8 protein-coding genes are annotated in these 12,155 nt (G+C 73.2%); 3 read left to right on the plus strand and 5 right to left on the minus strand.

All coding sequences use genetic code 11. The annotated features are described in order from the left end of the window. The 4 genes from EV374_RS25220 to EV374_RS25235 all read right to left on the minus strand — a co-directional run. A partial coding sequence (locus EV374_RS25220; protein ID WP_132239500.1) for a non-ribosomal peptide synthetase occupies positions 1 to 2,482 on the minus strand: 2,482 nt, incomplete at its 3' end. A gap of 140 nt (positions 2,483 to 2,622) precedes the next feature. Next, the gene (locus tag EV374_RS25225; RefSeq protein ID WP_132239502.1) at positions 2,623 to 3,225 is read right to left on the minus strand and encodes a cysteine hydrolase family protein; all 603 of its coding nucleotides are present in this window, start codon (positions 3,223 to 3,225) and stop codon (positions 2,623 to 2,625) included. Positions 3,226 to 3,236: 11 nt separating this feature from the next. After that, positions 3,237 to 5,318, minus strand: coding sequence for a glycogen debranching N-terminal domain-containing protein (locus EV374_RS25230; protein WP_132239504.1), 2,082 nt, complete (start codon positions 5,316 to 5,318; stop codon positions 3,237 to 3,239). After that, positions 5,311 to 5,682 (minus strand): SCP2 sterol-binding domain-containing protein, encoded by a 372-nt coding sequence (locus EV374_RS25235; RefSeq protein WP_132239506.1) that lies wholly within the window; start codon positions 5,680 to 5,682, stop codon positions 5,311 to 5,313. Before EV374_RS25235 ends, EV374_RS25230 begins: the two co-directional genes overlap by 8 nt. Positions 5,683 to 5,875: 193 nt before the next feature. On the opposite strand from EV374_RS25235, the gene EV374_RS25240 reads away from it, so the two are divergent. After that, a complete protein-coding gene (locus EV374_RS25240; protein ID WP_132239508.1) occupies positions 5,876 to 6,637 on the plus strand; it encodes a sulfite exporter TauE/SafE family protein in 762 nt (253 codons plus the stop codon). 86 nt (positions 6,638 to 6,723) lie between these two features. Here the strand turns inward: EV374_RS25240 and EV374_RS25245 are convergent, their stop codons facing one another. Continuing rightward, complete coding sequence (locus EV374_RS25245; protein ID WP_132239510.1) at positions 6,724 to 9,420, minus strand: sugar-binding protein; 2,697 nt, start codon at positions 9,418 to 9,420, stop codon at positions 6,724 to 6,726. Between the two features lie 417 nt (positions 9,421 to 9,837). On the opposite strand from EV374_RS25245, the gene EV374_RS25250 reads away from it, so the two are divergent. Then, positions 9,838 to 11,001: an ROK family protein gene (locus EV374_RS25250; RefSeq protein ID WP_132239512.1), complete on the plus strand. Its 1,164-nt coding sequence runs from the start codon at positions 9,838 to 9,840 to the stop codon at positions 10,999 to 11,001. Between the two features lie 51 nt (positions 11,002 to 11,052). Beyond that, positions 11,053 to 12,102: an extracellular solute-binding protein gene (locus tag EV374_RS25255; protein ID WP_132239514.1), complete on the plus strand. Its 1,050-nt coding sequence runs from the start codon at positions 11,053 to 11,055 to the stop codon at positions 12,100 to 12,102. The last annotated feature ends 53 nt before the right edge of the window (positions 12,103 to 12,155 follow it).

Raw genomic sequence — 12,155 nt, forward strand, 5'->3', positions numbered from 1 at the left:
CGCGGAGTCGTGCGGCGAGTTCGTGGAGGTGTCGTTGGGCGTCGGTGCTCTGCCAGTGGTGGCGCTGGCGTTGGGCGATGTCGGCGTACTGGGTGGTGAGGGGCGGCAGCGAGGGGGTGCGACCGTGGGTGAGGTCGGTGTAGAGGTGGTGCAGTTCGGTGTGGAACACCCCGACGGACCAGCCGTCGAGGACGATGTGGTGCCAGGTGAGGCAGAGCACGTGCGTGGTGGGGGTGAGTTGGAGGACGTGGCTGCGTAGTAACGGGCCGGTGGCGAGGTCGAACGGTGTGTCGAGTTCGGCGCGCAGGATGTCGCGGACGTGGTGGTCGTGGTGGTCCGGGTTGATGTGGGTGAGGTCGTGGCGGGTGCTGTGGTGGGTGGTCGGCGGGTGGATGATCTGGACGGGGACGCCGTCGTGCTCGGCGAAGATGGTGCGCAGGACGTCGTGCCGGCGGATGATCTCGTTGATGGCGGTGTCGAGGTGGTCGAGGTCGAGTTGGCCGTCGATGTGCCAGGCGGTCTGGGTGTTGTAGGCGGTGGACTTCGGGTCGAGGGTGTGCAGGAACCACAGGCGTTGCTGCGCGAACGACAGGACCCGACCCGCCGACGGGGTCTCACCGCCCGGCGGGACGAGGGCCGGCTCGCTCGGTTTCCCGGTGCCGGACGTGACCAGATCGTCATCGCCGCCGGCGGTCGTCACCTCGGCCCGTAGACGGTCGGCCATCGCGGCCACGGTCTGCGCCTCGAACACGATCGCCGCCGAGATCGGCAGCTCGAACCGCTCGCGCAGGCGGACGGCGACCATCGTGGCCCGCAGCGAGTGCCCACCCAGGGAGAAGAAGTTGTCGTCGCGGCCCGGCGACTTGCCGAGCACCTCCGCCCACACCTGCGCCACCCGCCGCTCCAGGTCGTCGCGGGGCGCCTCGCCGACCCGCTCCGCCGGCGCGGGCAGCGCGGCCCGGTCCAGCTTGCCGTGCGGCGTGAGCGGCAGGGCGGCGAGCCGGACCCACGCGGCGGGAACCATGGTCGCCGGCAGGTACCGGGCCGCGTGCTCGGCGAGCGCCACGTCGTCCGGGCCGGTCTCGGGCACGACGTACCCGACGAGCCGGGGGCCGGCCGTGCCCTCGTGCAGCCCGACCGCGGCGGCCCGCACGTCCGGATGACGCAGCAGCACGCTCTCGATCTCGCCCAGCTCGATCCGGTGGCCGTGCAGCTTCACCTGGTCGTCGACCCGGCCGGCGAAGTGGTAGGTGCCGTCCGGTAGCTGACGGGCCAGGTCGCCGGTGCGGTAGAGGCGGCTGCCCGGCGGCCCGTACGGGTCGGGCGGGAAGCGTTCGGCGGTCAGGGCGGGACGGTCGTGGTATCCCCGGGCCACGCCCGGCCCCCCGATGAACACCTCGCCCAGGCTGCCGGCGGGCACCGGACGCAGGTCGTCGGAGAGCAGCCGGATGGCGGCGCCCGCGGCCGGATGCCCGAGCGACGGCGGGCCGTCGCCCTCGACCGCCACCTCCCCGGCCATCGCCAGCACGGTGGCCTCGGTGGGCCCGTACAGGTTGACGGTGGTGAACGCGTGCTCGGAGCGGGGGCGGGCCAGCAGCTGCTGGCCCCCCGCGCCGAGGATGCGCAGTGCCCCGTCGGGCGGCGCCGGCCGGGCCAGCACCGCCTCGGCGAGCGGGGTGGGCAGCGTCGCCGAGGTGATCGCGTGCGCGGCGAGCCAGTCCACCAGCCGGTCGGGATCGACCCGGGTCGCGTCGTCGGGCATCCAGAGGCTGGCGCCGGCCACCAGCGGCGCCCAGATGTCCCACACCGACGCGTCGAAGCCGGGGGAGAACAGGTGCAGGCAGCGGTCGTCGGGACCGAGGCGCTCCGCGTCGGCCCGCCACCGGGCCAGCCCGCGCAGCGAGCCGTGCTCGACCATGACCCCCTTCGGCAGGCCGGTGGACCCGGAGGTGTAGATCACGTACGCGAGGTCACCCGGGCCGACCGGCACGGCCGGCGGGCGGTCGGGGTACGCGGCCAGCGTCGCCCGGTCGTCGTCGAGCAGGACGACCGGGGTGCCCGGAACCACCAGGTCGGGCCGGACCAGCGACCGTACGGTGACGAGCACCCGCGCCCGGGAGTCGGTGAGCATGTGCCGGACCCGCTGCGGCGGGTAGCCGGCGTCGACGGGCAGGTACGCGGCGCCGGCGGTGAGCGCCGCCAGCACGCTGACGATCCCGTCGACACCGCGGGGCAGCAGGACGGCGACGAGGTCACCTCGGCGTACCCCGGTGGTCCGCAGGTGCCGGGCCAGCCGGTTGCTGCGTGCGCGCAATTCCCCGTAGGTGACGAGGGCGTCGTCCGTGCCGAGCGCCAACGCGTCGGCGGGATGCCGGACGATCGCCTCATGGACGAGGTCCGCGTGGTGTGGCTCGCCCCCGGCGGGCTGGCCGGACGGCCGGGCGGGGACGGGGGGCGCTGACCAACCGCTTTCCTTGATCATGATGCGCCGGATGCTGCCAGCGCGGCACGCCCGTCGTCAATGGAAACGGGCTTGGCTAGGGGCTGTCCGGGCAGTTGTCGGGGCTGGCCGGCCGCCCGCCGGGCGGCCCGGCCGGGCGTCGGGCCGCCCGGCCCGACGGTTCACCTCGACAGGCGGTCGACGGCCTCGGCGGTGGTGACCACCTCGCCGAGTTGCCCCAGCGTCTCCAGGCTGGCCCGGTGCGCCTCGTCGGTCGCGGCGGTGCACGCGTCGGAGACCACCACGGGCCGGTAGCCGAGGTTGACCGCCTCGAACGCGGTGCCGGTGACGGAGAGGTTGGTGGCGACGCCGGTGAACAGGACGGTGTCCACGCCCCGGTGCCGCAGCACGGTGTCGAGTTCGCTGCCGAAGAAGCCGGTGAGCCGCACGTGGGTGATGACGACGTCGCCGGCCTCCGGCGCGAGTTCGTCGACGATCCGGGCCCTGGGCGAGCCCTCGAGGTAGGCATGCCGCTCCCGGACCAGGGCGAAGCTGGGCGTATTGGGGATGAGGTCCGGGTATCCGGGTCGGTACGCGACCCGCGTGTAGACGACGAGGCCGCCACTGGCGCGCACCGCCGTGGCGACCTGCGCCGCGTACGAGGCGACGCGGTGCCGGGAGACCTGCTCGGCGAAGAACGGACCGAACACCCCGTCGGGACTGACGACCTCGTGCTGCCAGTGGACGCCGACGACGGCGGTCCGCATCGGGTCGAGTTCTCGCATCGTCCCTCCCGTCACGGGGCGGAGAGCTGCTGTGGCGCCGGCTGGTGGCCGCGTCCGCCCGCGCCGGCCGGCCCTCTGCCGTACGCGTCGAGGCGCCCCCACCGCCCGGGAATGTCGAGCAGCGCCACGAAGTCGAGACTAGCGGGCAGAGCGGGCCTGATCACGAGGTCTTCGCCGACCGGTTGCAGCCCGAGCATCGTGCGCAACAGCAGCAGGGTGGCCCCGGCGGACCACGCCTGCGGGCTGCACGCGGTGGGATAGTTGACCGGATACTTGGTCTCGGCCCGGGGGTATCCGGCGAACGCCTCGGGCAGCCGGCCGTCGTAGAAGACCGCCGCGTCCAGGATCCCGGCGGCGATCCGGGCCGCCTCGTCGGCGTACCCGTAGCGGCGCAGGCCCCAGGCGATGAACGAGTTGTCGAACGGCCAGATCGTCCCGACGTGGTACCCGATCGGGTTGTAGCGGCTCGCGCTCTCGGCCAGCGTGCGTACCCCCCAGCCGCTGAACAGCGCGGGCGACATCAGGTGTCGCGCCAGGGCGGCGGCCTTCGGCTCGTCGACGATGCCGCTCCACAGCAGGTGGCCGATGTTGGACGACAGCGCGTCCACCTGGCGGCCGTCACCGTCGAGCGCGAGGGCCATGTACTCGCCGTCGGCGACCCAGAAGTCGCGGTTGAAGCGCTGCCTGAGCTCGGCGGCGTCCCGTTCCAGCCGGTCCGCGTACGCCGGGTCGTCCCAGATCGTCCGGGCGAGCCGGGCGGTGCGCATCTTCGCGTCGTACGCGTACCCCTGCAACTCGCAGGTCGCCCTGGGGAAGCCGGGCAGCCGCCCGTCCTGGTACGAGATGCCGTCCCAGGAGTCCTTCCAGCACTGGTTCTCCAGGCCGTTGCGGGTGTTGCGCCGCTCGTAGGAGATGTAGCCGCTGCCTGTCAGGTCGGCGTAGTCGTCGATCCAGTCGATCGCCGCCCGCGCCTCCTGTTCGACCGAGCGGACGAGCGCGGCGTCGCCGGTCCAGCGTTCGTACTCGTCGAGCAGCACCAGGAACAGGGGAGTGGCGTCGGCGCTGCCAAAGTAGGGCGTGTGCGGCGTCTCCTCGAACACGCTCATCTCCCCGTACCGCATCTCGTGCAGGATCCGGCCGGGCTCCTCCTCCCGGAAGTCGTCGACCCGGCTGCCCTGCCGCAGCGCGAGCACCCTGAGCGTGGTGGCGGCGAGATCGGGCGCGAACGGCAGCGCCTGGAGGCTGGTGAGGATGCTGTCCCGGCCGAACAGGCTCATGAACCAGGGCAGGCCGGCGGCCGGCACGCTCCGGTCCTCGGCGAGGAACGGGCTGAACCGCAGCGCGGCCAGGTCGATCAGGCTGCGCCGGTACGCGCCGCGCAGGGGCTCGAAGCCGGATTCCAGCCGGGGCGCCTCCGCCAGCCAGTCCTTGAGCCGGCGCTCCTTGTCCCGGCTGCGCGCCCGTCCCGGAATCGTGAGCCGTTCCAGCCCTCGCGGCATCGGCAGGTCCGGCTCCGCGGTCAGCCTGGTCCGCCACCTGCCGTGCGGTTCGAGGTGGACCGCGAACGTCAGCCCGTCCTCGTCCAGTTCCGCCGGCGTCGTCGCGGAGACGATCGTCACCCGCTTGAACCGTTCCCGCTCGTAGCCCAGGACGAGGCGCCCGTCGTCGACGCGCCGGTAGTGCCGACCCTTCTTCCGCGCCGTCGCGTCCTTGACCTCGAAGACGTCCGCGAAGTCGGCGTCCACCTCGACCCGGACGGTCAGGTCGACCGGCTGGCCGGCATGGTTGGTGATGCTCAGCTCCTCGTGCAGGCCGGCGTCGAGCGTGTGCACCCGCCGCACGGAGAGCGTGCTGTTGACGTAGACGTCCTGGTGGCCGGGGACCAGGTAGAACCGGTTCTCGAAGTAGTGGATGTCGTCGATGGCGAGGGTGCTCAACCGCTCCTCGTCGATCGTGAGCACCCACTTCGACAGCAGGCGCGTGTCGTGGGCGAAGAGGCCGAGCGGGGTGTCGGGCGACGGGAGGATGTCGCCGGCCCGGTCGCAGACCAGGAAGGTGGTGCCGTCCAGGATGCCCACCTGGTCGTCACTCATGGCTGCCTCCCCTGCGGCGCGTGCCGAGGGACGTGGGCGGCGGCGGAAAGAGCTTCCGGACGGTCGCGAAGAGCCGGGGGCTGCCCGCCACGGCCGCCTCGCCGCGCAGCACCGTGGTCAGGAAGTACGCCTCCCCGCTGGCGATGCGGTCGAACACCGCCCGGTCCGCCTCGACGACCGCGTCCCCGCCGGTCGCCCCCTCGGTGACCCTGATGTCGCCCTTGTCGATGGAGACCAGCCAGTGCTCGGTCCGGCCGTCGCGGCTGATGTCGAAGCGCACGCTGCCCTCGTCGATCGCCCTGAGCCGGCGGTCGTGCCCACGGCGCGCGAGGCCGTGGAAGAAATCCTCGGTGGCATCTGCCATCGCGACCCTCCTCACCGGCCACCTTTCCCCGGAAACGCCGCCACCGTCTCACCCGGAGAGGGTGAACTTCGCGCGGCCCCGCCGGGGGTCGCGCCCACCGCCGGCCGGCCCTGAGCCGTTCCGGGCGTGGCGGGCAGGGCGGCCCGACCGACACCCGCCCCGCCGCCCGGCATCGCCACTAGCCTGGGATCCGATGGATCCCATCCAGGCGACGCTGCTCGTCGCCGCCGGTGTCGCCACGGGCGCCTTCAACGCGGTCGCGGGCGGCGGTTCCCTGATCGCCTTCTCGGCGCTGATCGCTGCCGGCATCCCGCCGTTCACGGCCAAGCTGACCAGCACCGTCGCCGTCTTCCCCGGCAACGTGGCGAGCGTTGCCGGAGGGTACCGGGACCTGCCGCCCCGCGGCGACGTGCGGCGCGTCCTGCCCGCGGCGGTCGTCGGCGGCGTCGCCGGGTCGGTGCTGCTGCTGGTGACGCCCACCCGCGTCTTCGACATGATCGTGCCGTTCCTGGTGCTCGCCGCGTCGGCCGTCCTCGGGCTGCGGGGCTGGCTGGACGGTCTGGTCCGGCGCTCCGCGCCGCGGGACCGGCGGGCGCACCCGGCGGCCCTGCAACTCTCCGTCGCCCTGGGCGGCCTCTACGGCGGTTACGTCGGCGCCGGGTTCGGCATCGTCCTGGTCGCCGGCCTGGCACTCCTCCAGCACGAGCCGCTCACCAGGACGATCGCCCTGAAGAACCTGCTGTCCGCCGTCATCTCGTTCACGGCGGTGGTGCTCTACGTCCTCTTCGGCACCGTCAACTGGGCGGGGGTCGCAGTCGTCGCCCCGGCGACCGTCGTCGGCGGCTACGTCGGCGCCCGACTGCTCCGCAGGCTCCCCGAGGGCCCGCTCAGGGCGGTGGTCGTCACGTTCGGGGTGCTCTTCGGGCTGTTCCTGCTGAGGCGCAACGTCCTGTAGACCGCGCTGCCGCCGGGAGCCCCGGCCCCGACGACGGGACGGGCCCCTGCCGTCCGCTCGGATGGCAGGGGCCCGTCGCGCACCGGTCAGGCCAGCGGGACCTGGCGGGCGAGTGCGGCGCCGCCGGCCTCGAAGGCCGCCAGGACCGAGGTGGGCGTGCCACCGGTCGCCGGGACCACGACGGTCACCGGGCGGCCGGAGGGCACCTGGACCGAACGCTCACCGAGCGACCGGTCGCCGTCCCAGGTGTGCAGGTACACCGTGCCGGCGCGGTCGGCCCGGACGGTCACCCGCACGCCGCCGGCCACCTGCCGTTGGTCGGTCAGCCGCAGCGCCCGCTCGGGCAGCCGGGTGACGGCGGCCGGAGCCACGCCGTCCACCGCCGACTGCGCGATGGTCTGCGGGCTGTGCACGCTACGGGCGGCGGTGTCCGGGAAGACCGGGGCGCTGGGCTGCCGCGCGGCCGGGGTGAGGCCGGGCAGGGTGACCAGGCCGTAGCGGTACGGGTCGGCCCGCACGCCGGTGAAGGTGGACCAGCCCAGCCGGGACTGGGAGCTGAGGTCCTGGGTGTCCGAGTCGTACACCAGCACGTTGAAGCCCATCCGCGCCGGGTCGATGGCGTCGGGCAGCACCGCGAACGGGATGCGCGCCTCGATGGTGTAGCCGGTGTACGGCGCGGTGACCTTGCTGACCACGGTCATCCCCGGGGCGGTCGTGGCGCCCGGTCCCTGCCGGTTGTCGGCGTCGCGCTGCCAGCACGGCGGGTCGCCGTTGGCGGGGTCGTCGGTGACCGGGAAGATGCCCGCCTTGAACACGGTGGAGGTGTCCGTCGAGTTCCCCTTCGGGTCGACGATGATCTCCACGCTGTCGGTGCGCCGCTGCCGCTTGCAGTCCTGCGGCACCACCTTCCTGCCGAGCACGTCGTCAGTGACCTGTACGAACACGACGAGCGCGTCCTCGGTGAAGGCGATCCGGCCGGTGGCCGAGGCATCCTGTGGCGTGGTGGCCTGCCCCTCCCAGATGCGGGACAGGTCCAGCTCCTCGCCGGGGTACTCGCCCGGGGAGGCCACCCCGTCGACGGCGTGGTCGTGCCCAGCGTGCGGCACCTCGCTGGTCGGCACGATCTCCAGGGCGCCGGTCTCCACGGTGCTGCCGGCGGCGCTGGTGGTGGTGATGGTGATGCCGTAGTCGCCGCCGTCGCCGCCCTCGTTGGCGGTCGGCAGGCTGGCGTCGCTGTTGGTGACGGTGAAGGTGACCGCCCCGGTCGCGCCCGGCGCCAGGGCCGCGTAGCTCTTGATCGGCGCGTCGGCGGTGAAGCCGGCCGGCAGGCCGAGGGCGACGGTGCCGCTCTGGGCGGTTTCACCGTGGTTGCGCAGGTCGACCCGGACCGTCCGGCTCTTGCCGGAGCCGAGGGTCAGCACCGGCTTGATCAGGGTGTCCAGCTGCGGGTAGCCGCTGTCGCCGGCCCAGGTGCGGAACAGCCCCACCTCGGGCAGCGGCTCCAGGGTGCCGCGCACGTCGGCGACCACCCGGACCGCGCGGTCCGTACGGCCGGTGCCCTGCCCGGTGGTGAGGGACGCGCCGACGAGGTGCTGCTCGTTGGTGTCGGCGCCGGCGGGGACGGTCACGGTGAAGGTGACGGTCCGCTCCTTGCCGGCCGGTACGGCGCCGCGCACCGCGCCGGAGCCGCTGGCGGTCCAGCCCTGCGGCAGCCGCAGGGCGACCCGGGGCGAGGTGAGGGCCCGGTTGCCGGGCGCCCGCACGTGCGCGGTGACCTCGACGCTCTGCCCGGGGGCGAGGTCGAACCGGTCGGCGGTCAGGTAGAGCTCGGTGCCCCTGGGCAGCCCGCCGGCGGCCGGGGGCAGGACCGAGCCGCGCAGGATCGCCTCGGGGGAGGTGTCCGCCGGGTCGTACGGGACGCGGCTGTCGACCAGGGTGTAGAAGTCGCAGCGGATCTTCGCGGGGTCGGTGGGGGCGGCGGCGGTGTTGGCCCAGCCCTGGGTCACGTAGTCCCGGCGGGCGTCGACCTCGACCTCGGCCCAGGTCTTGCCGCCGGCGCTGCGGGCGCCCTCCCAGACGCCGAACACCTGGTCGGTCGGGACGGCCGGCACGAAGCCGGTGGCGCACTGCGGCCCGGTCGTCGAGCTGCCGCTGCCGCCCGTACGCAGGAACTTCGCCGCCCGGAACGGCTTGAGCCCCTCCTTGGTGACCTGCTCCGGGAACGCCTTCGGGTCGGCCGCGGCGTGGAACGCCTCGGCGGCGAAGCGGGCGGCCTGCTGGTGGTTGCCGTGGTTGCCGGGCGTGGGCGACGGGTTCATCGTCATGACGATCTCGGGCCGGGTCTGCCGGATCACCCGGACGATCTGGGCGAGGGTGTCGTCGTGCCCCCAGATCTGCTCGGACAGGGGCGCGGACGCGGTGTACCAGAAGTCGACGCGGTCGAGGTTGTAGAGGTTCTCCACCCCGGCGCGGCCGATCGCGGTGCGTTCCTCGCGCTCGCGGATGATGCCCAGCGGCGGGCCCTCCTCCAGGCCGACGGCGTTGCCGCCGCCCTCGCCGCGGGTGATGGTGACGACGCCGGCCTTGGCGCCGTGCTTCTCCTTCCACTGGCCGAGGGTGGCGAGGCTGCCGGCCTCGTCGTCGGGGTGCGCGCTGACGAAGAGGACGTCCAGGTCGACGGCGTCGGTCGGCCGGGCGTCGGGGGGTGCGGCGAGGGCCACGGCCGGTGTCCCGGACAGGGCCAGGGCGAGCGCCGTGGGTAGCAGGAACGCCTTGAGACGCATGCGGATCCTTTCGCGTGACGCGAGGTCCGGGCAGCGGCCGGCGACGTCGGACGCGGGGCGTCGACGTGGGGGTCGCGGTCGGACGGTGAGAGGGCGGGCAGGGGCGCCGGGGCACGAGGGAGCGCCGGCATCACCTCAGGTACGCAGCGGCACGGGGGTCCGTACACACTGGAAGGCCTTCGCCCGGTGACGCTAGGGACCGGCGCGGCGGCCCGTCAATGCTTTGCAAGGTCTTTCTTTATTTGCGAAAGAAACTAACCCCCCGTCGTCCGAGGTGTTGCGGGCGGCGAGTGCGCCCGTCCGGCGGCCTCCCTGGGGCCTGAGGAAGGGCGTTTCTGCTGCTCACGAAGGAGGCCGCAAGGTAACGAGACGGTTTCGTTACTTGACTCGATAGTTCGTTCGCCGTAGGAAGGAAGTGTGACTGACGTGGTGACGCCACCAACGAGCCCGGTGAGCCGGGAGCGGTCGAAGGAGATCAAGCGGTTGTCCGTGATCTCCACCGCCCGCCAGGTGCGGGTGCTCTCCCGCGCCGAGCTGACCGAGCTCACCGGGCTGAGCCCCGCCACGCTCACCCCGCTCGTGCGCGAGCTGATCGCCGAGGGGTACCTCATCGAGCGCGGCCCGGGGACCTCCCGCACCGGCCGGCCACGGGCGATGCTGGAGTTCAACCCACGGGCCGAACTGGTCGCCGCCGTCTCCCTGGAGCCGTCCCGGATCAGCTGCGAGATCGCCGACAGCGACGGCGCCGTCATCGCCCACCGCGCGGTCCGGCTGGCCGGCGACATCGTCGACACCATCTGCCGCTCGATCCCCGAACTCGCCGGCGACGGACTGCCGGCGCTGCGCGGGGTGGCCATCGCCGCGCCCGGCATCTCCACCGGCGGCGCCGTGCGCCTGGCCCCCTCGGTCGGCCTCGTCGAGGGCCGGCCGGTGGGGGAGTCGGTGCAGCGACGGCTCGGGGTGCCGGTGGTGGTGGACAACGACGTGAACCTGATGGCGGCCGGCGAGCACGCCGCCGGCGCGGGCAGCGACGTCGCCGACCTGCTGCTGCTGCACGTGGCCGACGGCATCGGCGCCGGCCTGGTGCTCGACGGGCAGGTCCGCCGGGGCGCCGGCGGGGCCGCCGGCGAGGTCGGCTTCCTGCCCCTGGACCCGACCGACCGGGGCCACGACGGGATCGGTCCGTTCGAGGCCCGCTGGTCGGAGAACGCCATCGCCGAGCGGATGGTGGCGCTGGCCCCCGGGCGGCGGCCGGACTCGCCCGTGGCGGACCTGGTGGCGTTGGCGGCCATCGACGACCGGGCCGCCGCCTACCTGGACGACGTGCTCGCGGCCTGGTCGCGGCTCATCGTCTCCTGCGTCTGCGTCGTCGACCCCGGGCGGGTGCTGCTCAGCGGGGCGGCCGCCCACCTCGACGACGCCGCCGTGGACCGGCTCCAGGCGCTGGTCACCACCGCCGCGCCGAGCAGCACCGAGGTGCGCCGGGCCGTGCTCGGCGACCGGGCGGTGCTGCACGGGGCGGTCAGCTACGCCCTCTCCGCGGCTGCCGCCGGCATGCCGACCCTGCTGCCGACCCCTTGACCACACCACACACACCGCAGTTCCCCCCCCCACACCCTTCGGAGGTACCCCATGAGACGTCGACTTCTCCTCGCCGGTGCGCTCGCCACCGTGCTCGCCGCCGGCACCGCCTGCGGCGGCGGTGGTGGTGACGACGCGGCCGGCGGCGCGAGCGCCGAGAAGCTGACCATCTACACGGCCCGCGACAAGAAGGTCTCCACCTACGTGGTGGACCAGTTCACCGCCAAGTACCCCGAGTACAAGGGCAAGGTCGAGATCCTCAACCTGGGCGCCCAGGAGATCCTGGAGCGGGTCCGGGCCGAGAAGGCCAACCCGCAGGCCGACGTCTGGTGGGGCGGCACCCAGCAGGGGCTCTCCGCCGGTGCCGGCGAGGACCTGCTGACCTCCTGGCAGCCGGCGTTCGCCGCCAAGATGGACCCGAAGTACAAGGACGCCGAGGGCCGCTGGTTCGGGGAGATCCTGCTCCCCGAGGTCATCATGTACAACAACAAGGCGCTCACCCCGGAGCAGGCCCCGAAGGACTGGGACGACCTGCTGAAGCCGGAGTGGAAGGACAAGATCATCATCCGGGACGTGGCCGCGTCCGGCACGATGCGGTCGATCTACGCCGCCATGATCATGCGGCAGTCCCCGGACGGCAGCAACCCGCAGCCCGGCTACGACTGGCTGAAGAAGCTCGACGCCAACACCGGCGCGTACGCGGCCAACCCGACCGACCTCTACCTGAAGCTCTCCCGCCAGCAGGGCGTGCTCAGCGCCTGGAACCTCCAGGACGTCCTGCTCCAGGCCAACCAGTCGAACATGCCGTTCGGCTACGTGATGCCCGCCTCCGGCGCCCCGGTGCTGGTCGACGGCATCGCCGCGGTCAAGGGCGGCAACACCACCGGCGCCCAGAAGTTCATGGAGTTCCTCTTCGACGACAAGCTCCGCGCCGACCTGGCCAAGGACTACTACCAGATCCCGGCCGTGGACATCGCCGAGAAGCCGGAGTGGCTGGCCCAGCTCGGCCTCAAGCCGCTGGACGTCGACTGGGACGTGATCGGCAAGAACGAGACCGAGTGGATCAACCACTGGAACGGCCAGATCAAGAACAAGGGCTGACCGCCCGGGCGTCCCGGGGGCGGGCCCGTCCCGCCCCCGCGCCCCCACCCTGA

It is taken from the genome of Micromonospora sp. CNZ303 (assembly GCF_004345505.1).

What these genes read in the sequence shown, in the direction of transcription:
- EV374_RS25245 (WP_132239510.1), bottom strand. Translation starts at nt 9,420, where the DNA reads ATGCGTCTCAAGGCGTTCCTGCTACCCACGGCGCTCGCCCTGGCCCTG.
- EV374_RS25235 (WP_132239506.1), bottom strand. Translation starts at nt 5,682, where the DNA reads ATGGCAGATGCCACCGAGGATTTCTTCCACGGCCTCGCGCGCCGTGGG.
- EV374_RS25255 (WP_132239514.1), top strand. Translation starts at nt 11,053, where the DNA reads ATGAGACGTCGACTTCTCCTCGCCGGTGCGCTCGCCACCGTGCTCGCC.
- EV374_RS25230 (WP_132239504.1), bottom strand. Translation starts at nt 5,318, where the DNA reads ATGAGTGACGACCAGGTGGGCATCCTGGACGGCACCACCTTCCTGGTC.
- EV374_RS25225 (WP_132239502.1), bottom strand. Translation starts at nt 3,225, where the DNA reads ATGCGAGAACTCGACCCGATGCGGACCGCCGTCGTCGGCGTCCACTGG.
- EV374_RS25240 (WP_132239508.1), top strand. Translation starts at nt 5,876, where the DNA reads ATGGATCCCATCCAGGCGACGCTGCTCGTCGCCGCCGGTGTCGCCACG.